Origin of the sequence: Klebsiella sp. CN_Kp073 (assembly GCF_040065495.2) — a bacterium.
Classification (GTDB): Bacteria; Pseudomonadota; Gammaproteobacteria; order Enterobacterales; family Enterobacteriaceae; genus Klebsiella; species Klebsiella aerogenes.
Genome location: NZ_CM198051.1, coordinates 4,865,185 through 4,890,286, shown reverse-complemented (window position 1 = coordinate 4,890,286; position 25,102 = coordinate 4,865,185). Strand labels below are relative to the sequence as shown.

Sequence of the window (25,102 nt, the reverse complement as noted above, 5' to 3'; positions counted from 1 at the left end):
CGTGAGCGACCTGTAGCCCGGGTAAGGCGGAACGCCGCGACCCGGGAACTTCGCTTAGCTGTGGGTCAAAAAGCGGGCCAGTCGCTGCTGCAGCAGGCGATTCTCGCGGGTTAGGCGCGCATTTTCATCCAGCAGCGTCAGCGCCACCGCAATCCCCGGCCAGTCCAGCTCCAGCTCGTTACGCAGGCGCACCGCGCGATGCACAATCGTCACCGCGCTGTCGTCAAACAGCCAGGCTTCAGCCTGCGGCTGGTGTGGCTCAATCATCCCTAAGCCGACGATCTCCGTCAGCTCCTCTTCCGACACCCCGGTGCGCAGGCACAACTCGGTGATGGTAAACGTCACTGTTACTTTAGCCATCAGGCTTTCCCCCATGTCTTACGCGGATCGAAGCTGGCTTCGCTTTCGGCGAGCTGCTGCCAGAGCTCACGCGCTTTTTCATCTGGTTTTGGCGGCATGACAATTTTGATGACGGCGAACAAATCGCCGGTGTGGGTTTTGCTCACCAACCCTTTGCCCTTGATGCGTAGCCGTTGCCCCGCCTGGCTGCCCGCCGGTATTGTCAGCAGAATGCTCTCTTTTAGCGTCGGTACGGTGACTTTCGTCCCCAGCGCGGCTTCCCACGGCGCCAGCGGCAGTACGATCTCCAGGTTATGACCGTTGATGTCGAACAGCGGATGCGGCGCGATGTGAATCACCAGCCACAGATCGCCATTTGGGCCGCCGTTTTCGCCCGGTGTCCCCTGGCCTTTCAGGCGAATACGCTGGCCATCGCTGACCCCGGCCGGAATTTTCACATTCAGCGTTTTCGGCGTTTCACTCTCAACCATGCCGAAGACGTTATAGACCGGCAGCTTGTAGCTGATGGTACGAGTCTGTTCGGTGAGGGTTTCTTCGAGGAACACCGCCACTTCGATTTCGACATCGTGGCCGCGCTCGGCGCGCTGGCGGCGGGCGTGATGCGCCTGCTGGCCGAACATCGAGGAGAAGATATCGTCGAAGTCCTGCTGGCTGTAGCTTTGTTCGTGGGCGTGCTGCTGGCGGTTGAACTGCGGATCGTTGCGGTGCTGCCAAAGTTGGTCATATTCGGCGCGACGCTGATCGTCTTTGAGGACTTCCCATGCTTCGGCGAGATCTTTGAATTTTGCTTCGGCATCGGGTTCTTTGCTGACGTCGGGGTGATATTTACGCGCCAAACGGCGATAGGCGGTCTTGATGGTTTTCAGATCGTCCGTTGGCTTAACCCCTAGAATGGTATAATAATCCTTTAATTCCATGGTGTTATCTCATTTATGCTCAAAAATCTGGTCACAGAATCCCTGGATCAGGCGGCTCTATTAAGAGTAGGGCAAATGAGAAAGGGTGGCGGAGAAAAGTGGCGAAAACTTGACGCCGTCGGGGGTGACGGCGTCCAGTGATTATTCCGGGGTGCCGGAGCGGTAGTTGCGGCGCCATCCTTCCAGCAGCACCAACGCCGCGCCAATGGCCCCGGCAACAAAATGTAGATAATTCGGGGAATTGGGGAACAGCTGAACCAGGGTCGGGTCGGTTATCATCATTGAACCGGCAATCCAGCCAATCAGCGCGCCGCCCAGTAATACGACCGAGGGAAAGCGAGTCAGGATTGCCAACACCAGCTTACTACCGGCGACAATAATCGGAATGCTGATTAATACCCCCAGCGCCACCAGTAACAGATGGCCTTTACCGGCGGCGGCCACGGCCAGTACGTTATCCAGCGACATGATGACATCGGCGACGGTGATGGTGACGGCGGTGCGCCACAGGCTGCTTGAGCTGCTGATATCGCTCTCTTCTTCTTCGTTGGCGACCAGCTTAATGCCAATCCACAGTAGCAGTAACGCGCCGACGATTTTTAGCCACGGCAACGACAACAAATAAATCGCCACCGCCAGCAGCGCGACCCGGGCGATAATCGCGCCGAGAGTACCGATAACAATGGCTTTGGTGCGCAGATGCGCCGGCAGCTTGCGGCAGGCCATGGCGATGACCACCGCGTTATCGCCGCCTAATAACAAATCGATGGCGATGATTTGTAGCAAAATAACGGCGAAGTCCCACTGACTCAATATTTCGTTCATGCCTGGCTCGTATTGCAAATAATGTCGATCAAAAAAAGATGGGCGCAGGGTACTCCCGTTCTTCGCCCCTGACCACCCTTCAAGCCGTAGGGAGAATAGTGGCGTCTGACAAATAAAGTTACGAATCAATGCATAGACTGACAATGATTCGCCGCCAAAGGATGATATTTTGTCCGATTAGGCTCACCTGCCGTCTACTTTTTCGTAAGGACTTTTCAATATGTCTGGCATCAAGAATTTACTTATTCTCGCCCTGGCGGGCGCTTCCCTGCTGCCGGCGCTGGCCAGCGCCGCTGACGCGCCGGCCGCGACTTTCACCGCGGAGCAGGAAGCGCGCATCGGCAAAATCGCCGCTGACTACCTGGTCGCCCATCCGGAAGTGCTATTGCAGGCCAGCCAAAAGCTGCAGCAAATTCAGGCGGAGCAGCAGGCCAGCGCCGCTACTCAGGCGGTAATCAAGAATGCCAACAAGCTGACGCAGGATAAGGCCACGCCAACCTACGGCCCGGCTAACGGTAAAGTCACCGTTATCGAGTTCTTCGATTATCAATGCATCTACTGTAGCCGCCTTGCACCGGTTATGGAGCAGGTGATTAAAGATCATCCGCAAACCCGTTTTGCCTTTAAAGAGTGGCCGATTTTCGGCAGCCGCTGGGCAACCTCGCTGGACGCGGCGAAAACCGGCCTGCAGATTTATCAGCAGAAAGGGGCTGAGGCCTATCTGACTTACCACAACGGCGTTTACGCTACCGGGCATAACGAAGGCAAACTGACGGCGGTGGACATCCAGCAGCAGGCGAAAAAGGTGAACTTTGACGCCAAAAAAGCGGCGGATGTTGAACCGGCGCTGGAAAACATTAACCAGCTGGCGCAGGAGATTGGCTTAAGCGGTACGCCTGGCGTGATTGTCATGCCGACTACCGGCGCGACCGAAGCGACCATTACCGTCTTCCCGGGACTGGCCGACAAAGCCTCGCTGGATGCGGCGATTAAGAAAGCCGGCGGTCAGTAATCTCACCGGGCTGAAAGAGGAAAGGCCGCGCGTGATGCGGCCTTTTTTGGGGGGCCGTTACCGTTCGATCTCCTCGTTCTGATTGATTTTCAAATCAATAATTCTGCCAATCTGATCATGGTATACCGTCAGCAGGTTATATTGGCTCATCTCGGAAATGATCTGCGGCGCGATATTAAAGCTCTCCGCCAGCTCTTCATGGCGCAGCGAGGCCATGCTGCCGTGCCGCCGGGAGTTATAACGGCGCAGATTGTACTGATACCACAAAATCAGCAGCCAGCCGTTAATTGCCGCCACCAATAAATAGACCAGCACGGTATTAAACGACGCCATAATTGCGTCCCAGCTGTCGTTACCGCGCTCGGTAAACTGCATCAGCAGGTTGGCATACAGAAAAAAGGCGAAGCCGGCCCACGCGATGGCAGTTAACACGCCGTCAAAGATCCGCGGCAACATGCGATGCTCGGTTAATATCAGAGTTTGTTCGTTCATGACATTCTTCCTTTACCTCTATCAGGGCTGACCCAGCGAGCCCTGGCGCGTTTACGTTTCAACATGACTTTGGGGAAGGCGACGATGGTGGTTAACAGGCCGATCATCCAGTACACCATCGGAAACCAGATCACCCAGAACAGCGAGCCGGCGACGCCGCGTTCATAGCGCCTTTCGATGTACAGGCTGGCGATAAACTGCAGCAGACACATCACCCCCAGCAGTAGCCCGGTAAATTCCGGCGGAAAAAGGCTGCGGACGGTCAGGTTCTCCGGCAGCGGGGCAAAATGGCTGGCGATGAACAGAAAAATGGTGACCGCATAGGCGAAGGCCCACAGCGTGGAGAGCGCATATTCGAGGAACAGCGGCCACATCCGGTGGTGTTCCCAGCGAAACAGGCGGCGCAGATTGACCAGGAAAACCTCGGCGCCGCCCTGCGCCCAGCGTAAACGCTGTTTCCACAGTCCCTTCAGCGTTTCCGGCATCAGGATCCAGCACAGCGCCCGCGGCTCGAAGAAAATCGCCCAATGACGTAGCTGCAGCTTCCAGCTGATATCGATATCTTCGGTGATCATATCCGGGCTCCAGTAGCCGACGTCCGCCAGCGCCTGGCGACGAAAAGCGGCAATCACCCCGGAGACGGTAAACACCCGGCCATAAATACGCTGGGTGCGCTTGATCAGCCCGATTATCGAAGAGAACTCGCCGACCTGAATGCGGCCAATCAGCGTCGAGCGGGTACGAATACGCGGATTACCGGTCACCGCGCCGACGTGGGGGTATTGGATCAGCGGCGCCACAAGGTAGGCGGCGGTATCGCGGTCGAGCAGGGCATCGCCGTCGATACACACCAGTAAGTCCCCGCGCGCGGCGGCAGCGCCGGCTTTCAGCGCTACCGCTTTCCCCTGATTTTCAGCCAGGTGAATCACCCGCAGCAGAGCGTACTCTTCCGCCAGTTGATTAAGCACCCTGGCGGTATCGTCGGAGGAACCGTCGTTGATGGCGATCACCTCAATGTTGCGATAGCGCTGCGCCAGCGCGGCTTCGATGGTCTCGCGGGCATTTTTCTCCTCGTTAAAACAGGGAATCAAAATGGAGATCAACGGATCGCCCGCAAGCTCCGGCGGCGGCGTCTCTTTACCCCATGGCCAGTGGCGCTCCAGTTGAAACCAGAAGTAGAGCCCGCCGGTTATCCACAGCACCGACATAAACAGCGGCCAGAAGAAGACGAAATCCAGTATCAACTCGCCGGTGAAAACGGCGGCCACGCCCAGCGGTAGCCCGAAAACCAGGCATAAAATCGAAAATGCGATAATGCGATCAGTCATTGTTGGGATACCAGTACGATGAAAACAGGGGCCTGATTTTTGAGATATCAGGCTGATTATTAAGAAAATCGTCGGGGTAGTAGCCGTAATTGTTGACGCCGTTGAGCTGTAACGTCCGCATCCAGTCAACCAGCTGTTGGTCAGGGATGGCGTTCTGCTGCGGGAGAGTCCAGTCTTTAGCCTGCAGCTCAAAAATGGTTTTCTTCAATGCGCCCGGTCTGGCGCTGACGGCGCGCACCAGACGCGCTAGCCACGCATCGCTTTCCGCAACCGGAACCGATTCCATCAGCGGCATCGCCATCGGCACCGTCCAGTCGTAGGCCGTCAGAAAATCATCGAGATTCTGCGCGAACCAGGCCTCGCTTTCCGGCTGCAGGATCGGCAGGGCAAAGATATTGCGCGCGGTTCTCACCTGCGGGCCGCGGATCTCTTTTACGCTCTGGCTGAGCGTGCGGGTGAAGTCGATAAGCGCCTGGCTTTTAAACCGCGTCCAGGCATGCAGCGTGGCGGGATTTTGGCGGATCTGCGCGATATCCTCCCAATGGCCCGCCGCCCGCCAGGCGGCCATCGCCCCGGCGCCGGCATCTTCATAATCCGTCAGCACCGCGTCGTCGTGGAACAGCACGCCGTCAAAGGTCGCGTAGCGGGCAAGGTCTTGATAAATATCGCGGATCTGATCGCGCACCTGGCTATTCCATGGCGATAGCCGTACATAGGGGCGAGTGGCCTGGCGCAGCGTGTTGCTCTGCGCATCCCAGCGCTGTACGCGCGGTAGCGAACCGTTCAGATCGAACGCCAGCACCGGCATCCACGCATACACTTTGGCGCCGCCGCGCGTTTGTAATTGCCAGGCGACGAAGTTGAAGAGATCGGCGCGCATCGGCAGGCGGCGGTTGGGGAAGTAGAGCGCTTTCACCGTGCCGTCGCCGAGCGGATCGGAAAAGGCCTGCAGGAAAACGTGAGTGATTTTCATGTCGTAGACACGCTGGATCAGCTTATCGATATTTTTGCGCTGCTGAACCGGGTCTTTATCGTAGACATAATCGAGATCGACGTGCATCACCCGAACCGGCTCACGCTCCTGGATTTGCGTCACCTGGCTGGCGAAGGCCTTGATCGACGGATTGCCGGAGATAAGCAGACGGGGAATGTTATCCAAATCCCGCACATCGCCCAGACCATCGCCGAGGGTAAACGCCAGTTGATAGCCGTGGCTTTTCGCGATAGCCAGCGATGTGCCGTTGGCGGCGCCGTAGGGCCATACCCAGGCGCGCGGCGCTTTGCCGGTGACGTCGGCGATTTTGTCGCTCACTTTGCGCACGTCGGTATCGATGCGCTGGTGAAACTGCTGGTCGCTTTCGTAGCGTCCGCTGGCCTTATCATAAAAACGGTTGGCAACCGCCGGTTCGCGGCTACCTTGCGGATTGGCCTGAATACCGTAGTGCGAAGCCCAGGTATGCGCGCCGATTTCAACCAGCGGCGATTGCGCGAGCTCGCGCACCATCTCCCAGGTGGCGAAACGCTCGCGCGGGGTCATCAGACCACCGAAATCGACTTTTTTCTGCTCCGGCGTATCGACCCAGCTGCCTACCGGCGCCCATAGTGCCGGGACGTTCCAGGCTTTTAACAGCGGCCAGACCCGGGTGTAAAAACTGCTGTAGCCATCATCGAAACTCAGCAGAAATGCCTTTGGCGGCAGCGTGATTAACCCCGCGTTGGAGTCGAGAATATTTTGCACGCTGACGGCCTTATAACCATTGTGCAGCAGCCAGCCGATTTGATCGTTGAGCGCGCTGGTACGCACCGCCAGATAACGCTGATCGGCGGCATCGTCTTCTACATCGTGATAGGCCAATACCAGAAACTTATTCTGTGGCCAGGGCTTATTCGCCTCCGGCTGCGGCCGCGCGTCCGGCGGCAGAAAAGGAATCGTTTCTGCGCGAAGCGCGCAGGTCATCAGGAGCCAGCCGATAACCATCAGGCTGATGCGGATACTTTTGTTGACCATGTTTATCCTTAAAACCGTAAATTCGCATCAAGGGCAATGGAGAGATTGCTTTCGCGTTTGCCGTCGTAGGGACGCTTGTCCCAGTTCAGCATCACGCCGGTGTCGATCACGTTGTTCCAGCGAATACGCTGGCCGTAGCCGAGCATGGCGATAGCGCCGGTCGAATACGCTTTTTGCCAGTAGGCGCCGCCGCCTGCCGCAAGCTGCTGGCTCCAGACGGTATCGTAGTGCTGATACATGACGTGATCGGCGACCAGCGCCGAGGTGGCGGCGAAGTCGCGTTTCGGGTTGTAGTACAGGGTATCCGCCCGGCTGTTGACGCTGGCGGAGAGCCCAGGTTCCAGATCGAGCGTGATGGTTGGCGATTGCCAGAGCCGCTCTTTGCCGGAGATTGTATATTCCTGACGACGGTTGTGGTCGGAGAAGCGGGTGGCGGCGGCGCTGAAGCGATATTCGCGTCGTTCGTTTTGATACCAGCGAACCCAGCCCTCGCCGCGGTTGGCGCTGATACCGTTACGCAGCGCGCGCAGCGGCGTCTGCCGCGACAGACGTTCGACCTCGCCGCCAATTTGCCAGTTGTCGTTGAAGCTTTGCCAGGCGGAAAGTCGGGCGCCGGGTTTGTTGTCGCCGGCGAAATTGTTGTTGGAGATTTCCAGTTCAGCCCAGGCATCGCGCGGGCGCCATTCGATGCCGCCAAATAGCTGGCGGCTGGAGCCTTTTCCTTCATCAAAATTCCCTTTGGCGAAGCGATTACCGACGAAAAGTCGCCAGTTATCCGCGATTGGCGGGCCGTAAATCGCCGCATCCCAGCTAAAGTCGTGGCTACCGCTGACCGGGTTATCCGAGTGGATCCCTTGCGTGCTGTTAAGGCGCAGTTCCGACATATGGTGCACCTCGCGAGCGCGAGCTAATTTTTGCGTGCTCAGGTCTTCGGGGCTGCGCGCCAGCAGGTCATCGGTTAATAGCTCCATCTGCCGCCACTCCTGAAGATCCATCGCCACGTAGGCCTGCTGACGTTCGAGGGGGATGTTCGAAGGCTCCAACGCTTCCGCCGCTTTCAGTTCCCGTTCGGCGGCGCGGGGTAAACCACGCGCCTGTAGTATCGCCGCGTAGTCAATGCGCAGCCCCTGATTACCGGGCGCGGTGGTGGCCAGTCGGTCGGAGAGCCGTTCGGCTTCCGGCAGCGCATTAGTACTCAGTAGATACTGTACCTTCAGCGATTGAGCGTTCAGCCACGGGTCGTTTGGCTGCGGCGTCGGCGAGCCGTAAAGGCGGCGGGTGTAGGGAACGCCATTCGTCACTTTAGCGAGATACTCGCGGGCGGCCTGATACTGGCCGCTATCCAGCAGCGCATAAAATAATTCATGCTGATCATCTTGCGGGTCCGGCAGGTAAAGTGGATGTTGGCGGGCGATCGCCAGCGCGGCCTCGACGTTTTGTTGTGCAAGATAAGAGGAGATAACCCAGCCGATGGCCCAGTCAGGGACGGGCTGTTGAGCGGCGGTCAGCGACTGATATTCCTTAATGACCTGGGCGTAATAGCCGCGGGTGTATAGCGCGCCGAGGCGGTCAATACGCGCGCGGGCAAGATCCTCTGCGGCCTGCGGCTCCTGACGCCAACGGGCGAACAGCGCGTCGTAGCGGTTGAGCGCCGTTTGCGCGAGGCGAAAGCGCTCCTGTTCACCGCGGGCCGGGGTGTGCGCCAGCCGTACCCACTCCGCCGCCGCGTCCATTTCTAGCTTTCGCTGCTGCGCGGGCGTTAAGGTGGTTTTCGCTGACCATTGCAGCGCAGGCGAATTGATGCGATTGCTGCTCAGGCTATCAATCAGGCTATTGAGCGTTTCTCTGTTTTGCGGCGCGAGTTCCTGCGCGCGCATATCGGTGAGCAGCTGGTCCCAGCTTTTTCCCTGACGTAAATAGACGTAGGAGAGCGTCTGCAGGTGAGCGGCGCTGGGCGTGGTGGCGACCAAGCGGCGGGCTTCACTTAGCGCCTGCCCGTCATGGCGCGCATCGGCCAGCGTTTTAATCCGACCAATAAGATAATCGTCGTTCATCGGCTGCTGGCCAATTGCCTGATCCCAGAGCGCCAGCGCTGAAGACCACCGTTTTTGATTACGGAAAGCCTGTGCCGCTGCCGCCGTACCGCGTGCCGGTAGCGCCATATAAACCTGATAACGCTGCCAGACCTGGATTACTTCCTCATCACGTCCAGCCCAGGAGGCAATTTGAAGCCAGTCGGCGACTTGCTCAGGCGTCAAAGCATGTTGTTGTTGATATTGCTGAAGATAATCGAGAAAAGGGGAGTAATTACCTTCACGCGCCTGTAGCACATGCCGATCATATATCGACTCAGCCCCCTGAGCCAGAATAGGCGTTAACAACAATAAACTAATTGAAAGCGAGAATGTCGTGCGGCGATAAAAGAATAACTTATTGAAACGAGTTGATCTTCCCATAACTATTTACCATATGTCCATCAAGAATCCATTGCACAACACGTCGGCCTTTTAGCTGAATGCAAAAGGATGGGGTAATGAGTTTTTACCTGACGGTACGCGACTGCGATTACTTATTTAAGGTAATAAAATATCTCCTCGCGATAACGGGGTGGCGATTAATGTACACCTGATATGTTTGCCTGAAAATATGCCAAATAATAGGCCTGTAGTTTTAAGATAAATCTGGAAATTGACCTTTAATGAATTAATTAATTGTCTTATGTTACGCATAACTTACTGAATTGAAAAAAGTTAAATGGTGTCCGAAATTCTGTTTTAATGTTTTTGGTTGGCTTTTTCATGCATAATGTCAGGCGGTTGCTGTAGATATTTAAGACGATTTTTGACAAAAATTCTCAATAGTAGAAAAGCTTCTTTTTTGTGCGAGTTTTTTATTTATAATTAGCCTGAGCACAGATAATTAAGAAATGACGTAAGGATAGTGGAGTGGAGCGTTCACTATAGATGGAGAGATTGGGGGATTACTAAAAGACAATCACATGCTTTATTTGGCTCGCCATAGTCAGCACGCTACCAGGCGCTGTGCATATTCTCCCTGGAGGGGTTTTGTTGCTTTATTGTTAAAGGGATGATTTGTGGCAACGACAATGTTTTTAGTAACTCAGGATCACTATCTCTTTGAAGGGGTGAGGATTTTCTTTCCAGATATCATCCAGTTACATTCGATAGAGCGTAAGCTTTTTGAGAGTGATGCCGAGGAGTTTTCGGTGCTGGTGGATAGTCGGGCGCCGCTTTGTTTTTACGATTATCTTATTCCTGGTGCAGCGGAAGCGGGTAAACGTATCTGCTGTATTATGCTTGATATGCGCCATCGGGAAGAGCATTTGCTGAGCTTAAAGTGGTTTCTCAACATGTCTTTGACGCCGACGGATATGGCTAATTTATTTAGCCTGTTTCTTGACGTGAAGAGTAAGCGATTGACCCGAGAATGGCTCAAGAATTTCAGCCTGAAACCGCAGGAACATATGACGTTGACTTTACTCAGAGCGGGGATGACCATGGAGCAAATAGCTGGGGTACTTAATACTTCGGTGAAAAGCCTGTATCGCAAGCGCATTGAGCTTTATGAACGTCTGGGGTTGGCTAACTTTAATGAAGCCTGTCTGTTTATTTTTAAAAATAGACTGCTCGAGTGTCCCGCGCCGAAGCGATAAAAAGGGAAATGAATGCAGAGTAAGCTATCTACATACAAGCCACTAAACAACGGTATTATTTTAATTTAATCAATCATTGATAGGTATAACCGTAGTTCAGGAATGACTCAGATGATAACCTGCGGTATATGATAAAAATGCTCTTTGGAAGTACTTACTGCTTCGGCAGTTTTAATGCACACAGCAATTAATATTATAAATGCTCTCAATATTGAGTTGGCATAGATTTATCGTGGATCAAATTACCGGGGTTTTCTTTCATTATTTCTTCGAATGGCGTGGTTATATTTATATACGCAAATTAGCTAGCATATGTGAGAGAAATTATCGAATGATCAAGGACAGTATCGCCGAATCTCTGGAAGCTCGCGGATTGTATCGCCGGGCTGCTTCGCGCTGGGTGGATGTGATGCAGACGTGCGTCGATGACAACGATCGCGAATGGATAAGGATGCACCGCAATAAATGTCTGAAAAAAGCGAAGCTGCCGCCGGCGCGTAAAGAGGAGTTTGCTGATATCCATAAGGCTGCCAGAGAGACGCAGTACCGTATGGGGATTGCCAAGCCGAATGGCGAAGTGTTCCGCCTTCCCGATAAAAAGAAAGCGACGCGGCGCTAGCGTTTTCGGCGACATCTCGCTGAATCAGATCAAACCGATAGTGTGGTAAGGAAGCCGCGGGTTACTGACGGCCTGTCGGCTCCGCCTCATTCAGGGAATGACTAATTCTATCTCTTACCCGTTTCAGGAAGCTAAGGGCATCTGTTCCCCACAGGTGAGGATCAAAGTCTGAACCATAGCGCATCCTGAATTCCTCTTCCGGGTTATCTGCTTCCTTCAGCAGAAGGTCAATGTCTGCGATAAGGCCATACTTTATGGCGAGATGACTATCGGCGATAAATGCGTCAATTTTGGGCTCGATCTCATCACTATCATCGATAAGATCATAATCTTGCCCGAAGTAAACCGTGATAAAGCCGTTAAGTTCATTCAGGTTCATTTTTGTCATGTACAAACCGTGTTCAGGGTAGAGGAAAGGCTGTCAATACAAAATAGGGTTTTCCATGCCAGTGCGTAAACTCGATGACCACCCGGACTTTGTAGCAAGTAGTTACTTCTTTCGCACCTTTGAATAATAATATTCCTGTTTGGTTTGCAAACATGCGATCCAACTGCATTTTTGCATTCATCCCTGGTGGTAGATGTCTTACCCACATCTCTATCTGAGTCTTATTGTCCTGAATAACGGCAGATACTAAGCGCTCAGCTTCACTGGTACTTTTGAAACTACTGACAGACTTTAATCGGGGAGTAGTATCCAGTCTCATTCTCAGCCCTTCTGGCGTTTTGCCAACATGATTTTGGAGAGTATGGCCACCTGATGAGCGACTCCTCAAAAATTCATGTTCAGCCAGTTTTATCCGTCCTCCACGTATAGAAGCAACGCGGATAGCACCCATTGTCAGCGCAAATCCCATAGGAATTGCAAGATCCAGAGTCATTCCAACGTTCACGGCAGTTTGGTGATCGGAACCCAGACTTTCGGCCAGAGATACTACAGAATTGTATGTATCGGTACTGACCTGCCTACCGCTCCATACCTGACGAAAGGAAGCCTGTATCGTATCCAGGCTGTGGGTTCCCACGATGACACACCCGATTTTAGTGATCATTGTTGGTTCGGGGGCTATGCACATGACTCCGGCACCAAACATTTCAACCAGACCGTTGGCCAATCCTAGACCTCCCCAGAGGCGATTACTAAGTGTTTCCCCCTCACTGACGGATTTATCGGCCAGAACGGCGGCTAGTTGTACGGGAGAAAGAGCCATTCTTATTCCGTTATTCTCTTGCATATCACAGACTTCCTGTTGTGATTAAATATTCGACACAATCATAACAGTCATTAGCATGAATTTTCATTACCGGATAAGCTACTATTGCTCTTATTTTCTCAAATACGTTCTGATTAGAGTGGGTTGAAGATAAATTGGCACTATTATTTTGCGTAAGTGGCTTATAAAGAGGGGCGGCTGAAACGAAGATTCATCTTAACGTTTTTATGTGACTCAATGCAGTATGTCACATCCGAACTGAAGGCCTGCGTTAGTGATGAATAACCGATGGCTGAAGTTAAAGGTAAAAACGATGGGCATTGAATGCCTAATGGCGCTGTGCTTATCAGGCATACGGTTCGCGGTAGGCCGTAGAAAAGCAAAAACCCAGCCATAGGCTGGGTTCTCTGAATAAGTGGTGCCCGGACTCGGAATCGAACCAAGGACACGGGGATTTTCAATCCCCTGCTCTACCGACTGAGCTATCCGGGCAACGGGGCGCATTAAACCGTAATCCGCCCACTGCGTCAATGAAATTTCTCTATTTATTGTTTGATTGCTTATCTTTGCGGCAATTCTGCGCCAAAAGGCGCGTTTTGCTTAAAATCACATCACTCCATTATCGCCTTCGCGAACTTTCCAGCCGCTGGTGATGGCGATGGCATGGCGTTTTCCGGAGATATCGTAATCGCCAACGATCTCTTCATCATCTCGTGGCGAACTGATGGTTAGGATGGCATCCACTCCGTGGCGATAGGCGCCATGATGGCTGAAGATCGTGCCGATAAAGCATTTATCGTTGAGCCACACCGGGATCCACGCCACCGTTTCAACGGTGTAGTGCCCCGCAACGCCGCCATAGTAGTTGTCCGCATCATCTTTAGCGGTACCGGGGGGAACAGGACAAATCGGCTCATCGTTATCGTCAGCAGGTTTATCCTTTAGCAGGCTACCTTGCATGACGTCCAATGACTTCAATAAGCCCGCTTTATCTTTATCGTTTAAGGCTGGGGTGGGTGACTGCCCGTTTTCCGCAGCGCTAATGATATTGAGGTTATAACGGTAGCGGATGGTGATGGCCGGCGTCAGGTCGCTCTGGTTAAACGGACGCAGCAGATAGAGGTTATCTTCCCCAAACACGCCGTTAAACCACAGGGCGTAAACCTGGCCGTTGATTCTGACCCAGCGGCCCCACTGGTTCGCTCCGCGATCGTTAATAGAGTAAAGGGCGCCGGGCACGCCGGCATCGAAGTTATCGTCGTCATTGCTGTCGGCATCGTTCACCGATTCAAAGGCGCTATCGCCGCGTTTCAGCACGCCGGTATAGCTGAACAGGCCGGTACCGCCAACATAGCTATCGATGATGAGGTCGCGTTTGCCGTCGCCGTCGAGGTCGATAAGCGTGAAGCTGACTTTGCCGTTTTCCGAATCGGCGCTGATATCGGAATGTAAAAACGCCTGCCACTCATCGTCGCTGATATCCGCCGCTGGCTTGGTGGTTGAGACCGGCGCGTCGTCGGCATAGGTGAGGGTAAAGTGGCTGATGTGTCCGCTGAGCGGAAACTGTTCCGCAATGTTCTCTAATGCGAGTTCCGGATTGCGTTTTTGCTCTTTTAGGAGCGCGTCGTGCAACGTCTTCAGCGCGAGTATATCGGCCTCTCGTTGCTTGCGGGGAATAACCTTGCTGACGAAGGTGGGAAGCTGCCAGGTTCCGCCAGGGGTGATTTCCCGACACATGCCGGTGCTGTACTTGAGGCTTTGCACAAAGGTTTTGCCATCCCACACACGTTCTTCCCCATTAACGCAGTCGGCGACGCTGCGCCCTTTGTTGAAGAAGGTCATTACGCCATCGTTATAGCTGGAGGCATCAGTGGTTATCAGCTGTGGCCTGGCGGCCTGTGTGTTATCGACAACCCACATCGCGTAGCCGTCGTTATAGGCGGCGCGCCAGCACAGAGTCTGCAGCAGCGAGTGATTTTTATCCAGCGGGGTGACGGTGATCTGCCGTTCGCTGGCCGGAATATCGGCGTTTTGCCAGTCATCACAACGGCTGTTGAGCGCGCTTTCCAATTGCGGCAGCCATTTCTGCTGTTGTTTAGCTGTTAACGCAACGGGCTGGGCGTTGTGAATAAACGGCGCGCTAAGGATCTCCGGCGCGGGAATGGCGTGCAGGACGGCACTCTCATCGCTGTCGCCTTTACGTAACAGGGCATCGGCGGTGCCAATCCGCTGCTGGAATTCATCGACCTTAAGGAATACCGCGCTGCTGCCCGCGTTAGATAGGCGTTTGCGCTGGCCATTGAGCGCCAGTTCGATTTTCGCGTTTTGCTCCAGGGCGGTAATAAGCGCGCTGGTTTGCGTACTGTCAAAGTGAAAATGGTTATCGTCGATAGCCTCAAGCGTCCCGCGATCGCTATCGTTGATAAACAGATTTACGCTGGCATCTGGCGGAATATCGTGCTCGGTCTGCGCAAACGTGACCTGGGCGGTTACCTGCCGCCCGGGGCCGGCGCTTCGGGTCAGCAGAACGCTGACCTCGCCCATTGTCGCGCCATAGCCCGCAGCCCGGCAGGTGCCGGTATTATCGCAGGCGACTTCCCAGTCTTTGTAGGCGAAAGAGAAACCGCGAGGAGGGGCGGCCATCAGCGAGGTCGAACAAAGCCCCAGTACGGCGGCCCAGAGAAGTGGACGCATAGAAATCCCTGCCACAGAACGTGTCAGGGAATTATATGCGCCTTGCAGGGGTTCGGAAATCCGAATTACGTGAGCGCGCCGCCCATCCGGCAGCGGGCAAAGCGCAGAATATCTTCCGCCAGACGCTGGGCGGTATCGACGTCGGCCTGGCTGCGCTTGATCAGCATGCGGCTCAGGCAGCCTTCGACGATTAATTCCATCTGCCTGGCGACCATTTCCGGATCATCCACCTCAAGCAGGGTCAGCAGCTCATGTGTGTAGGCCAGTGACGCCTGCTTCTGCTGTTCCGCTAACTGGTGAATCGGATGCTGAGCATCCGGATAGAAAGTACAGGCGGCGATAAACAGGCAGCCCGGATAGCGGTGGTTGCTGACGCATTTGGTCAGCGCGCTATAGCGCGCCAGCAGCTTTTGTTCTGCGCTCAGCGTCTCATCCAGCAACAGTTGGCGACGCCAGGCGTCTACCTGCTGGCTTAAATAACGCAGGGCGTCATAGAGCAACGCTTCGCGATCGGGCCAAAAGCGCTTGAGGTCATCAAGCGGATATGCGACGCGGTCGGCGACCATTTCCAGCGTGGTGTTGGCGATACCCTCGATTTCGAGAATTTGTATGGCTTCACCCAGGACATCTTCACGTTGCACGGTAGTCTCCTCCATTTATCCTCCTCAAGTGTCGTTCACGGTTGCCAATCGCGCAAATGGGCGCTGAATGCCGCAGCATCCATAAACCCGGTGACGCGCTGCGCGGGCTGCTCTTCTCCCTGCGCGTTGAAGAACAGAATCGTCGGCAAGCCGAGCACCTGTAAATGCTTCAGCAGGGCCGCGTCTTGCGCGCTGTTCTTAGTGACATCCACTTGCAACAGAACGGTCTCTTTTAGGGCCTGTCGCACTTCAGGAGCGCTAAAGGTATATTTTTCGAACTCTTTACAGGCCACGCACCAGTCAGCATACAGATCGAGCATGACCGGTTTCCCTTTGGCCTGCGCTAACGCCTGGTTGAGTTCATCCACGGTACTGACACGGGTAAACTCCAGATGCGCCTGCTGCTGGGCGGTTGGTGCGCCAAAGGCCCAATCCTGCAGCGGACGCGCGCTAACCAGCGCGGCGCCCAGCATGACGATTTGCACCAGCCGTAGCCACGGTTTGCTCGCGCCAAGCGAGGTGATAAATGCCCAGCTAAAGAAGGCGACGCCAAGCAGAGACCACAGGCGTAAACCCCAGGCTTCGCCGATCACGCGCTCCAGTAAAAAGACCGGCAGCGCGAGGATCACGAAGCCAAACGCGGTCTTGACGTGAGCCATCCACGGCCCGCTCTTCGGTAGCAGACGGTTACCGAACACGGTCACCAGGATCAGCGGCAGCCCCATTCCCAGCGCGTACAGATATAGGGTGCCGCCGCCAAGCCACAGATTACCGCTTTGAGCGATATACAACAGAATGGCGCTAAGCGGGGCCGTAGTGCAAGGGGAACAGATAAGCCCGGCGATGGCGCCCATTGCAAACACGCCGCCAGGCGAGCCCCCCTGGCGCTTGTTGCTCATTAGCGTCAGTCGGGTTTGCAGCGATGAAGGCAGCTGCAGCGTAAACAGGCCGAACATCGACAGCGCCAGCGCGATAAATACCACTGACAGCCCAATTAATACGTAAGGGTGCTGCAGCGCGGCCTGAAACTGCAGACCGGCGGCGGCCACGACCAACCCCAGCGCGGTATAGGTAACCGCCATCCCCTGGACATAAATAAAGGCCAACAGCAGGGCGCGTGCCGTCGATAAGCGCTGCTTACCGCCGAGGACAATCCCGGAAATCAGCGGATACATCGGTAACACACAAGGCGTAAAGGCAATACCGATACCAATCAGCAGCGCCCATAGCGCCGAAAATGGCAGCGACGCGGGCTCCGCGCCGGTTTGGCTGCCGCTGGCCGGGAGCGCGGCGGGCGCTGATGGTTTGGCCGCTTGCGCCTTGTCGGAATCGGCGAGCACCGCGCTGAGCGGCACGACTTTGGTCTCCGGCGGATAGCAGAACCCGGCGTCGGCACAGCCCTGATAGGTGACGGTCAGCGTGGCTGCTTTGCTGGCTTCCGTAAGGGTAATCGGCAAGGTCAGGCGCTGACGATAAATTTCGCTTTTGCCGTAAAACTCGTCTTCATGCCATTCGCCAGGCGGTAACGAAGGTTCGACGATTGCCGCATCTTTTGTCGTCAGCGTAATCTGCTTACGGTAGAGGTAGTAACCATCCTTGATGCGCCAGCTCAGGTTGAGGTCGTGTTGATTCTGCTGAAAGTCAAAGGCGAAAGCCCGATCGGCAGGCACGAAGTTTGAGCGCCCGGGGGCGTCAAACAACCCGGCGCTGGCCGATGCGCTGCACAGTAGCAGGATCAGCGTAATGATGCGTTGAGCCATGAGAGGTAATCGTTGTCTCCGTGAGTAACCGGCAGGACCAGTAGTTCGGGGGTTTGATACGGGTGATGGGACTTCAGGCAGTCCAGTAACGCCTGCTGATGGGTCTGATTGGTTTTGAGCAGCATCTGGACTTCATACTCCTGCTCAAGCTTCCCTTCCCAGTAGTAGAGCGACGTCGCTCCCGGCAGGATGGTGGCGCAGGCGGCGAGTTTTTCCCCGAGCGCTTTGGCCGCCAGATCCTGGGCGGTTGCTTCATCCGGCGCGGTACAGAGTACAACAACAGCATCAGGCGTAGTCATCGTGAACCTCGTATCAGCGAAAAGAGGCACTATAGCATGCATGATGCGGAGAGATTAACCAAAGGGGCCAGTTACTTTACTGGCCCCTTTTTAACGATCTTACAGCATGAGGCCGCCGAAGATGAATCCGAGGATCACGCAAAGCGTAATGGCGATGACGCCCGGGATCAGGAAGGCGTGGTTAAAGACATATTTGCCGATACGCGTGGAACCGGTGTCGTCCATTTCGACCGCGGCCAGCAGGGTCGGATAGGTTGGCAGCACGAACAGCGCTGAGACCGCGGCGAATGAGGCAATTGCCGTCAGCGGGGTGACGCCGAGCAGCAGTGCGGCGGGCATTAACGCCTTGGTCGTGGCGGCCTGTGAATAGAGCAGCGTAGCCGCGAAGAACAGCACCACCGCCAGCAGCCACGGATAGTTGTGCAGCAGATCGCCCGCCACCGTCTGGATATCGGCAATATGTGCTTTGACGAAGGTATCCCCAAGCCAGGCGACGCCGAGCACGCAGACGCAGGCGCTCATCCCGGACTTGAAGGTGCTGGCGTTCAGCACTTCGCCGGTATCGATCTTACAGGTGATGCTAATCAGCGTGGCGATGGTCAGCATGAAGACCACGATCGCTTCGTTACGCGGCAGTACCGGGTTCTGGATCAGGCCGACGGTGTCGCTGATGGCGGTAGCGTAGAACATGACCGCGACAATGCCCACCAGGAACAGCAGAACGGAGCGTTTAGCATGCGGCTTCAGCTCGAAGACCTGACTGCCGCGCAGGCTCACTTCCCCTTTTGCCAGTCGCTCCTGGTATACCGGGTCGTCTTTCAGCTCGCAGCCGAGGAAGTTACAGACGACGGCGGTCAGCATGACGGCAATCAGGGTAACCGGCAGGCAGATCGCCAGCAGCGTCAGGTAGCTGACGCCAAGCGGTTCGAGAATACCGGCAAAGAAGACCACTGCCGCGGAGATCGGCGAGGCGGTAATCGCAATCTGCGAAGCGACAACGGCGATGGAGAGCGGGCGGGAAGGGCGAATACCCTGCTCTTTCGCCACTTCGGTAATCACTGGCAGGGTAGAGAACGCGGTATGACCGGTGCCTGCCAGCACGGTCATAAACCAGGTGACCAGCGGCGCAAGGAAGGTAATGTACTTGGGATGGCGGCGTAGCATACGTTCGGCGAGGCTGACCAGATAGTCCATCCCTCCGGCGACCTGCATCGCGGCGATAGCGGCGATAACCGCCATGATAATTTCAATGACGTCAAAGGGGATTGCCCCGGGTGGAATTTGAAAAATTAAGGTTAAGACGAGGACGCCGAGGCCACCGGCAAAGCCGATACCAATGCCCCCCAGTCGGGCCCCCAAATAGATTGCCAGCAAGACAACCACGAGCTCTGCACCAAACATATATGCCTTCCTTGTTTTTTAACAAGTTGATATTGAATTGTTGTCGTTTCGTAAACCCAAAAAAGCAAAAAGGCATGTCATCACTGACATGCCTTTGGTTAGTTTACCCTGAAAGCTTACTGTTCGCTTTCATCGGTATACCGTTTTGCTTTATAAGCCGGATGCATCAGGTTTTGCGGAGAGAAAATGTCGTCCAGCTCGGCTTCGGTCAGCAGCCCGCGCTCCAGTACCACTTCACGTACGCTCTTACCGGTTTCGGCGCAGATCTTGCCGACGATATCGCCATTGTGGTGGCCGATGAACGGGTTGAGGTAGGTCACGATACCGATGGAGTTGTAGACGTAGCTTTCGCATACCGCTTTGTTGGCGGTAATGCCGTTCACGCATTTTTCCAGCAGGTTGTAGCAGGCGTTGGTCAGGATGTGGATAGATTCAAACATCGCCTGGCCAATCACCGGCTCCATAACGTTCAACTGCAGCTGACCGGCTTCGGAGGCCATGGTTACGGTGGTATCGTTGCCGATAACTTTGAAGCACACCTGGTTAACCACTTCTGGCACCACCGGGTTAACTTTTGCCGGCATGATGGAGGAACCGGCCTGCAGTTCTGGCAGGTTGATTTCATTCAGCCCAGCGCGCGGGCCGGAAGAGAGCAGGCGCAGGTCGTTACAAATCTTGGACAGTTTGACCGCCAGGCGTTTCAGCGAACTGTGAACCATCACATACGCGCCGCAGTCAGAAGTCGCTTCAATCAGGTCTTCCGCCGGAACGACCGGCAGGTTGCTGACTTCCGCCAGTTTCTGTACCGCCAGCTGCTGGTAGCCGTCAGGGGTGTTCAGGCGAGTCCCGATAGCGGTCGCGCCGAGGTTCACTTCCAGCAGCAGTTCTGCGGTACGCAGAATACTTTTGGTTTCTTCGTTCAGCAGAACGTTAAAAGCGTGGAATTCCTGGCCGAGGGTCATCGGCACCGCATCCTGCAACTGCGTGCGGCCCATTTTCAGGACATCCTGGAACTCGACGGCTTTTGCCTGGAAACCTTCGCCCAGCTGTTTGATGGCGTCGATCAGTTTGAGAATCGAAGCATAGACCGCGATGCGGAAACCGGTTGGGTAGGCGTCGTTAGTGGACTGGCATTTGTTGACGTGGTCATTAGGGTTGAGGAACTGGTATTCACCTTTTTGGTGGCCCATCAGTTCCAGACCGATATTCGCCAGCACTTCGTTGGTGTTCATGTTGACGGAGGTGCCCGCGCCGCCCTGGAACACATCAACCGGGAACTGGTCCATGCATTTACCGTTGTTCAGCACCTCATCGCATGCGGCGACAATAGTGTTCGCTACGCTTTTAGGAATGGTTTGCAGTTCCTTGTTAGCCAGCGCGGCGGCCTTCTTCACCATCACCATGCCCCGAACAAACTCAGGGATGTCGCTAATCTTGTTGTTGCTGATGTAGAAGTTTTCAATCGCTCTCAGAGTATGAACGCCATAGTATGCGTCAGCTGGAACTTCCCTGGTGCCCAACAGATCTTCTTCGATACGAATGTTGTTTAACATGTGAACCTTCTTTTTCAAGCTGCCAATGAATTCACCAAATACACAGAATTTATAGGATTTAGCGTATTTTCAGACCGAAGATTATTTCCTTAACCGGCCCGGTGCCCACGATCATATGCTGATGATAGCGAAGTTCAGTAACCTTGATCACTTATTATATAGCGCGGCGGATAAGAATTATTAATCTGTGAAATGAGTCACCGCTTTACTATTTTTGAAAAAAATGCCGTTGCCGTTGATTGAAAAATGGCGCGCCAACCCCACATTCCTATGACGCGAATAGCAAATTTATCACTACGGGCGTCTGCGACGACGGCCGATTGAAGGAGACGCCGGTGCGTTGGATCCCATTTATTGCCTTTTTCTTATACGTTTACGTCGAGATCTCGATCTTTATCCAGGTCGCGCACGTGCTCGGCGTGCTGCTGACGCTGATCCTGGTTATCTTTAGCTCGGTGGTGGGAATGTCGCTGGTGCGCAACCAGGGCTTCAAAAACCTGATGCTGATGCAGCAGAAAATGGCGGCTGGCGAAAGCCCTGCCGCAGAAATGATTAAAAGCGTGTCGCTGATTATCGCCGGGCTTCTGCTGCTGATCCCAGGCTTCTTTACCGACTTCCTCGGCCTGCTGCTGCTGTTGCCGCCGGTGCAAAAGCTGATGACCTTAAAACTGATGCCGTATCTGCGCTTTAGCCGGATGCCGGGCGGCGGTTTTAGCGCCGGCGCCGGCAACGGAGACACCTTCGAAGGGGAGTTCCAGCGCAAAGACGACGAACGCGACCGTCTGGATCACAAAGACGACCGCTAAAACGACAAAACCGGCCTGCGCCGGTTTTTTGTTATCTGTTTGCTGAAGGTGAGCGTGCTGGCAAGGCGAACCACAGCACCGCCAACATGATGATGGCGTACAAACTCTTCCAGCCGACCATGGCCAACAGCAGCAGGCATAGCACGCTTCCCACCGTGGCCAGCACACGGTATTTACCGTGCAGGAGTCGGCATCCCGCCAGCATGCACAGCAGATAAATCATGATGAAAATGCCGTTGGCATAGACGATAAGCGCATCGAGATTAATGTTCAGCCAGTAAATGCACAGCGTACTGAGTACGCAGCAGCCTAAGACCGCATTCAGCGCGTTGCGCGGTACCTGGCGCGGCGACAGGCGGGCCAGATAGCTCTCCGGTTTGAACTGCGCCTGCGACCAGACCAGGCGGGCAAAACTTTGGATATAGATATTAAGGCTGGCGAAGCAGGCGAGGTAGCCGATTACGCAGGCAACCCACAGCGCCTGCACGCCGAACAGTCGCACTACGATGTTTGGCAGCGAAGCCGCCGCCGCCATTTCCTCACTGAAGGCGCGAAAATGTAGAACGACCACCGTACAGCCCCAATAAACGGTGCCAGCCAGCACCAGGCCAATCATCAGCGCTCGGGGGAAGTCGCGCTCCGGACGTTTAAACTCTGATGCCAGATGAGCAAAGGCTTCCAGGCCGACGAAGCACCAGAACATCACCGATAGGGCCGCAAACAGCTGCGACGTGTCGACATCTTTAGGCTGCGGGAAAGGGATCTGTGCCGGGTTTATGCCGCCGCGCCACCAGATGGCGACGATCAGCGCGACAATCATTACCGCAACCAGCGTCTGTAGATTGGCGCTGGAACTGGCGCCGCGCGAACCCACCCACCAGACGATCGCCAGCGTGCCGAGCTCGGCAAGCAGCAGTTGAGTATCGTGCCAGCCGAACAGCGCCTGGCCAAAACCGGTGGCGATATGCAGGGCGGCGGGTAAGCCCACCGGGATCACCGATAAAAACAGCCAACCGGTTACCCGCGCCAGACGCGGGCCGAACGCCATATCCACAAAATGAGCCACGCCGCCAGCGCTGGGAAAGTGGCGCCCAAGCACGGCAAACACGATAGCGATGGGAAAGACCAGCAGAATCAGTGCCGGCCACGCCCACAGGCTATTATCGCCTGCGACCAGCGCCGCCAGCGCCGGTACGGCGAATACGCCGGTTCCCAGTAGTGATGTTGAAAGTAACCCGACTCCCTGACCTAACCCCAGCTCCTGTTTTAAACCACTGATGACTCAATCCTGCGCGCGGCAAAAAAACGATGTTATCACAACCCCTTGCGCCAGAAAGCGCGGCCGCCGCGGGAATATTTTTGCGCGTCAGCGCACAGGCGGAAATTTTTTTTTAATTTTCCCCTTGAAGCGGTAAATGGCCATCCCCATCTCTCTCTGCACTAGTCGGAAACCGTTTACGGCCCGGCGCCATCCATAACTGATAATGACTTTCTCGAAGGAGAGCTATCAATGAGTATTCGTCCGTTACATGATCGTGTGATCGTCAAACGTAAAGAAGTTGAAACCAAATCTGCAGGCGGCATCGTTCTGACCGGTTCTGCGGCAGCTAAATCAACTCGTGGCGAAATCATCGCTGTCGGTAAAGGCCGCATCCTGGAAAACGGAACTGTGCAGCCGCTGGACGTTAAAGTTGGTGACATCGTGATTTTCAACGATGGTTACGGCGTGAAGTCTGAGAAGATCGACAACGAAGAAGTGCTGATCATGTCCGAAAGCGACATCCTGGCAATTGTTGAAGCGTAATTCGCACGACCCTGAACGAATTTGAGGAATAAAAGAAATGGCAGCAAAAGACGTAAAATTCGGTAACGACGCTCGTGTAAAAATGCTGCGCGGCGTAAACGTACTGGCAGATGCAGTTAAAGTGACCCTGGGCCCGAAAGGCCGCAACGTTGTTCTGGACAAATCCTTCGGCGCGCCGACCATCACTAAAGATGGCGTATCCGTTGCTCGTGAAATCGAACTGGAAGACAAATTCGAAAACATGGGCGCGCAGATGGTGAAAGAAGTTGCCTCTAAAGCGAACGACGCTGCAGGCGACGGTACCACCACCGCAACCGTACTGGCTCAGGCTATCGTTAACGAAGGCCTGAAAGCCGTTGCTGCGGGCATGAACCCGATGGATCTGAAACGTGGTATCGACAAAGCTGTCGTTGCCGCCGTTGAAGAACTGAAAGCGCTGTCCGTACCGTGCTCCGACTCTAAAGCGATTGCTCAGGTTGGTACTATCTCCGCTAACTCCGACGAAACCGTAGGTAAACTGATCGCTGAAGCGATGGATAAAGTCGGTAAAGAAGGCGTTATCACCGTTGAAGACGGTACCGGTCTGGAAGACGAACTGGACGTGGTTGAAGGTATGCAGTTCGACCGCGGCTACCTGTCCCCATACTTCATCAACAAGCCGGACACCGGCGCCGTTGAACTGGAAAGCCCGTTCATCCTGCTGGCTGACAAAAAAATCTCCAACATCCGCGAAATGCTGCCGGTTCTGGAAGCCGTAGCGAAAGCTGGCAAACCGCTGGTTATCATCGCTGAAGACGTTGAAGGCGAAGCGCTGGCGACCCTGGTGGTTAACACCATGCGCGGCATCGTGAAAGTTGCTGCGGTTAAAGCGCCGGGCTTCGGTGACCGTCGTAAAGCTATGCTGCAGGACATCGCGACTCTGACTGGTGGTACCGTTATCTCTGAAGAGATCGGTATGGAGCTGGAAAAAGCGACTCTGGAAGACCTGGGTCAGGCGAAACGCGTTGTTATCAACAAAGACACCACCACCATCATCGATGGCGTTGGCGAAGAAGCGGCGATTCAGGGCCGCGTTGCTCAGATCCGTAAGCAGATCGAAGAAGCGACCTCTGATTACGACCGTGAAAAACTGCAGGAGCGCGTGGCTAAACTGGCCGGCGGCGTTGCGGTAATCAAAGTCGGTGCTGCTACCGAAGTTGAAATGAAAGAGAAAAAAGCGCGCGTTGACGATGCCCTGCACGCGACCCGTGCTGCGGTTGAAGAAGGCGTGGTAGCTGGCGGCGGTGTAGCGCTGGTTCGCGTTGCGGCGAAAATCGCTGGCCTGACCGGTCAGAACGAAGATCAGAACGTCGGTATCAAAGTTGCGCTGCGCGCAATGGAAGCGCCGCTGCGTCAGATCGTTTCCAACGCTGGCGAAGAGCCGTCTGTTGTTGCTAACAACGTGAAAGCTGGTGACGGTAACTACGGTTACAACGCGGCAACCGAAGAGTACGGCAACATGATCGACTTCGGTATCCTGGACCCAACTAAAGTCACCCGTTCTGCGCTGCAGTACGCGGCATCCGTTGCTGGTCTGATGATCACCACCGAGTGCATGGTGACCGACCTGCCGAAAGGCGATGCGCCTGACTTAGGTGCTGCTGGCGGTATGGGCGGCATGGGCGGTATGGGCGGCATGATGTAATCGTGCGCTATA

General features: G+C 54.9%; 22 protein-coding genes and 1 tRNA gene. 6 read left to right on the top strand and 17 right to left on the bottom strand.

Features of this window, described 5'->3' with window-relative positions; all coding sequences use genetic code 11:
• Positions 1-54: 54 nt before the first annotated feature.
• The 3 genes from cbpM to ABLV66_RS23515 form a co-directional block, all read right to left on the bottom strand.
• Complete coding sequence (gene cbpM, locus ABLV66_RS23525) at positions 55-360, bottom strand: chaperone modulator CbpM (protein ID WP_047046357.1); 306 nt, start codon at positions 358-360, stop codon at positions 55-57.
• Complete coding sequence (gene cbpA, locus ABLV66_RS23520; RefSeq protein ID WP_047046356.1) at positions 360-1,277, bottom strand: curved DNA-binding protein; 918 nt, start codon at positions 1,275-1,277, stop codon at positions 360-362. The genes cbpM and cbpA overlap by 1 nt, the downstream gene beginning before the upstream one ends.
• A gap of 141 nt (positions 1,278-1,418) precedes the next feature.
• A complete protein-coding gene (locus ABLV66_RS23515) occupies positions 1,419-2,102 on the bottom strand; it encodes a TerC family protein (RefSeq protein ID WP_316423238.1) in 684 nt (227 codons plus the stop codon).
• A gap of 220 nt (positions 2,103-2,322) precedes the next feature.
• On the opposite strand from ABLV66_RS23515, the gene ABLV66_RS23510 reads away from it, so the two are divergent.
• Positions 2,323-3,114, top strand: coding sequence for a DsbA family protein (locus ABLV66_RS23510; RefSeq protein ID WP_063414396.1), 792 nt, complete (start codon positions 2,323-2,325; stop codon positions 3,112-3,114).
• Between the two features lie 57 nt (positions 3,115-3,171).
• Here the strand turns inward: ABLV66_RS23510 and pgaD are convergent, their stop codons facing one another.
• Genes pgaD through pgaA form a run of 4 tightly spaced genes read right to left on the bottom strand, consistent with a single transcriptional unit; the run spans position 3,172 to position 9,398 of the window.
• On the bottom strand, positions 3,172-3,606 hold the full coding sequence (pgaD, locus tag ABLV66_RS23505; RefSeq protein ID WP_348877283.1) for a poly-beta-1,6-N-acetyl-D-glucosamine biosynthesis protein PgaD: 435 nt from the start codon (positions 3,604-3,606) through the stop codon (positions 3,172-3,174).
• On the bottom strand, positions 3,603-4,934 hold the full coding sequence (pgaC, locus tag ABLV66_RS23500; RefSeq protein WP_047078506.1) for a poly-beta-1,6-N-acetyl-D-glucosamine synthase: 1,332 nt from the start codon (positions 4,932-4,934) through the stop codon (positions 3,603-3,605). Before pgaC ends, pgaD begins: the two co-directional genes overlap by 4 nt.
• On the bottom strand, positions 4,927-6,912 hold the full coding sequence (pgaB, locus tag ABLV66_RS23495) for a poly-beta-1,6-N-acetyl-D-glucosamine N-deacetylase PgaB (RefSeq protein ID WP_512174195.1): 1,986 nt from the start codon (positions 6,910-6,912) through the stop codon (positions 4,927-4,929). Before pgaB ends, pgaC begins: the two co-directional genes overlap by 8 nt.
• A 38-nt stretch (positions 6,913-6,950) precedes the next feature.
• Complete coding sequence (gene pgaA, locus ABLV66_RS23490) at positions 6,951-9,398, bottom strand: poly-beta-1,6 N-acetyl-D-glucosamine export porin PgaA (protein ID WP_348877281.1); 2,448 nt, start codon at positions 9,396-9,398, stop codon at positions 6,951-6,953.
• 650 nt (positions 9,399-10,048) lie between these two features.
• Here pgaA and ABLV66_RS23485 point away from each other — a divergent pair.
• Both ABLV66_RS23485 and ABLV66_RS23480 read left to right on the top strand, forming a co-directional pair.
• A complete protein-coding gene (locus ABLV66_RS23485; RefSeq protein ID WP_045396469.1) occupies positions 10,049-10,615 on the top strand; it encodes a helix-turn-helix transcriptional regulator in 567 nt (188 codons plus the stop codon).
• 199 nt (positions 10,616-10,814) lie between these two features.
• Positions 10,815-11,234 carry a PerC family transcriptional regulator gene (locus ABLV66_RS23480; RefSeq protein WP_348877279.1) on the top strand — a complete coding sequence of 140 codons (420 nt, stop codon included), beginning with the start codon at positions 10,815-10,817 and terminating at the stop codon, positions 11,232-11,234.
• A 61-nt stretch (positions 11,235-11,295) separates the two neighbouring features.
• Here ABLV66_RS23480 and ABLV66_RS23475 read toward each other — a convergent pair whose 3' ends face one another.
• The 9 genes from ABLV66_RS23475 to aspA all read right to left on the bottom strand — a co-directional run bounded on the left by ABLV66_RS23475 (position 11,296) and on the right by aspA (position 20,796).
• Positions 11,296-11,622, bottom strand: a complete 327-nt coding sequence (locus ABLV66_RS23475) for a contact-dependent growth inhibition system immunity protein (protein ID WP_045396464.1) — start codon at positions 11,620-11,622, stop codon at positions 11,296-11,298.
• 13 nt (positions 11,623-11,635) lie between these two features.
• Positions 11,636-12,469 (bottom strand): RNase A-like domain-containing protein, encoded by an 834-nt coding sequence (locus ABLV66_RS23470; protein ID WP_348877277.1) that lies wholly within the window; start codon positions 12,467-12,469, stop codon positions 11,636-11,638.
• A 395-nt stretch (positions 12,470-12,864) separates the two neighbouring features.
• Positions 12,865-12,940, bottom strand: a tRNA-Phe gene (locus tag ABLV66_RS23465).
• A 114-nt stretch (positions 12,941-13,054) separates the two neighbouring features.
• Complete coding sequence (locus ABLV66_RS23460; RefSeq protein WP_045396455.1) at positions 13,055-15,142, bottom strand: DUF1176 domain-containing protein; 2,088 nt, start codon at positions 15,140-15,142, stop codon at positions 13,055-13,057.
• Positions 15,143-15,207: 65 nt separating this feature from the next.
• On the bottom strand, positions 15,208-15,783 hold the full coding sequence (locus ABLV66_RS23455; protein WP_047046398.1) for a transcriptional regulator: 576 nt from the start codon (positions 15,781-15,783) through the stop codon (positions 15,208-15,210).
• A gap of 35 nt (positions 15,784-15,818) precedes the next feature.
• The gene (locus ABLV66_RS23450) at positions 15,819-17,543 is read right to left on the bottom strand and encodes a protein-disulfide reductase DsbD (protein ID WP_063414405.1); all 1,725 of its coding nucleotides are present in this window, start codon (positions 17,541-17,543) and stop codon (positions 15,819-15,821) included.
• Positions 17,519-17,842: a divalent cation tolerance protein CutA gene (cutA, locus tag ABLV66_RS23445; RefSeq protein ID WP_047065964.1), complete on the bottom strand. Its 324-nt coding sequence runs from the start codon at positions 17,840-17,842 to the stop codon at positions 17,519-17,521. Before cutA ends, ABLV66_RS23450 begins: the two co-directional genes overlap by 25 nt.
• A 99-nt stretch (positions 17,843-17,941) precedes the next feature.
• Positions 17,942-19,243, bottom strand: a complete 1,302-nt coding sequence (locus ABLV66_RS23440; RefSeq protein WP_015368669.1) for an anaerobic C4-dicarboxylate transporter — start codon at positions 19,241-19,243, stop codon at positions 17,942-17,944.
• A 116-nt stretch (positions 19,244-19,359) separates the two neighbouring features.
• Entirely contained in the window at positions 19,360-20,796 is a 1,437-nt protein-coding gene (gene aspA, locus ABLV66_RS23435; protein WP_045380159.1) for an aspartate ammonia-lyase, read from the bottom strand.
• Positions 20,797-21,131: 335 nt separating this feature from the next.
• Here aspA and ABLV66_RS23430 point away from each other — a divergent pair, with 335 nt between their 5' ends.
• Positions 21,132-21,602: an FxsA family protein gene (locus tag ABLV66_RS23430; protein WP_015368667.1), complete on the top strand. Its 471-nt coding sequence runs from the start codon at positions 21,132-21,134 to the stop codon at positions 21,600-21,602.
• Between the two features lie 31 nt (positions 21,603-21,633).
• On the opposite strand, the gene yjeH is transcribed toward ABLV66_RS23430, so the two are convergent.
• Positions 21,634-22,881, bottom strand: coding sequence for an L-methionine/branched-chain amino acid transporter (gene yjeH, locus ABLV66_RS23425; RefSeq protein WP_348877294.1), 1,248 nt, complete (start codon positions 22,879-22,881; stop codon positions 21,634-21,636).
• Positions 22,882-23,112: 231 nt separating this feature from the next.
• On the opposite strand from yjeH, the gene ABLV66_RS23420 reads away from it, so the two are divergent.
• On the top strand, positions 23,113-23,406 hold the full coding sequence (locus tag ABLV66_RS23420) for a co-chaperone GroES (RefSeq protein WP_003855929.1): 294 nt from the start codon (positions 23,113-23,115) through the stop codon (positions 23,404-23,406).
• Positions 23,407-23,443: 37 nt separating this feature from the next.
• The gene (groL, locus tag ABLV66_RS23415) at positions 23,444-25,090 is read left to right on the top strand and encodes a chaperonin GroEL (RefSeq protein WP_015368665.1); all 1,647 of its coding nucleotides are present in this window, start codon (positions 23,444-23,446) and stop codon (positions 25,088-25,090) included.
• Positions 25,091-25,102 lie beyond the last annotated feature (12 nt).

Bases quoted from the DNA above. Each gene is read 5' to 3' on its own strand.
- ABLV66_RS23440 (WP_015368669.1), bottom strand. From the start codon at position 19,243: ATGTTTGGTGCAGAGCTCGTGGTTGTCTTGCTGGCAATCTATTTGGGG.
- ABLV66_RS23485 (WP_045396469.1), top strand. From the start codon at position 10,049: ATGTTTTTAGTAACTCAGGATCACTATCTCTTTGAAGGGGTGAGGATT.
- ABLV66_RS23480 (WP_348877279.1), top strand. From the start codon at position 10,815: ATGCTCTCAATATTGAGTTGGCATAGATTTATCGTGGATCAAATTACC.
- ABLV66_RS23510 (WP_063414396.1), top strand. From the start codon at position 2,323: ATGTCTGGCATCAAGAATTTACTTATTCTCGCCCTGGCGGGCGCTTCC.
- pgaB (WP_512174195.1), bottom strand. From the start codon at position 6,912: ATGGTTATCGGCTGGCTCCTGATGACCTGCGCGCTTCGCGCAGAAACG.
- cbpA (WP_047046356.1), bottom strand. From the start codon at position 1,277: ATGGAATTAAAGGATTATTATACCATTCTAGGGGTTAAGCCAACGGAC.
- ABLV66_RS23420 (WP_003855929.1), top strand. From the start codon at position 23,113: ATGAGTATTCGTCCGTTACATGATCGTGTGATCGTCAAACGTAAAGAA.
- pgaA (WP_348877281.1), bottom strand. From the start codon at position 9,398: ATGGGAAGATCAACTCGTTTCAATAAGTTATTCTTTTATCGCCGCACG.
- pgaD (WP_348877283.1), bottom strand. From the start codon at position 3,606: ATGAACGAACAAACTCTGATATTAACCGAGCATCGCATGTTGCCGCGG.
- cutA (WP_047065964.1), bottom strand. From the start codon at position 17,842: ATGACTACGCCTGATGCTGTTGTTGTACTCTGTACCGCGCCGGATGAA.
- aspA (WP_045380159.1), bottom strand. From the start codon at position 20,796: ATGTTAAACAACATTCGTATCGAAGAAGATCTGTTGGGCACCAGGGAA.
- ABLV66_RS23460 (WP_045396455.1), bottom strand. From the start codon at position 15,142: ATGCGTCCACTTCTCTGGGCCGCCGTACTGGGGCTTTGTTCGACCTCG.
- ABLV66_RS23470 (WP_348877277.1), bottom strand. From the start codon at position 12,469: ATGCAAGAGAATAACGGAATAAGAATGGCTCTTTCTCCCGTACAACTA.
- cbpM (WP_047046357.1), bottom strand. From the start codon at position 360: ATGGCTAAAGTAACAGTGACGTTTACCATCACCGAGTTGTGCCTGCGC.
- pgaC (WP_047078506.1), bottom strand. From the start codon at position 4,934: ATGACTGATCGCATTATCGCATTTTCGATTTTATGCCTGGTTTTCGGG.
- groL (WP_015368665.1), top strand. From the start codon at position 23,444: ATGGCAGCAAAAGACGTAAAATTCGGTAACGACGCTCGTGTAAAAATG.
- ABLV66_RS23515 (WP_316423238.1), bottom strand. From the start codon at position 2,102: ATGAACGAAATATTGAGTCAGTGGGACTTCGCCGTTATTTTGCTACAA.
- ABLV66_RS23475 (WP_045396464.1), bottom strand. From the start codon at position 11,622: ATGACAAAAATGAACCTGAATGAACTTAACGGCTTTATCACGGTTTAC.
- ABLV66_RS23450 (WP_063414405.1), bottom strand. From the start codon at position 17,543: ATGGCTCAACGCATCATTACGCTGATCCTGCTACTGTGCAGCGCATCG.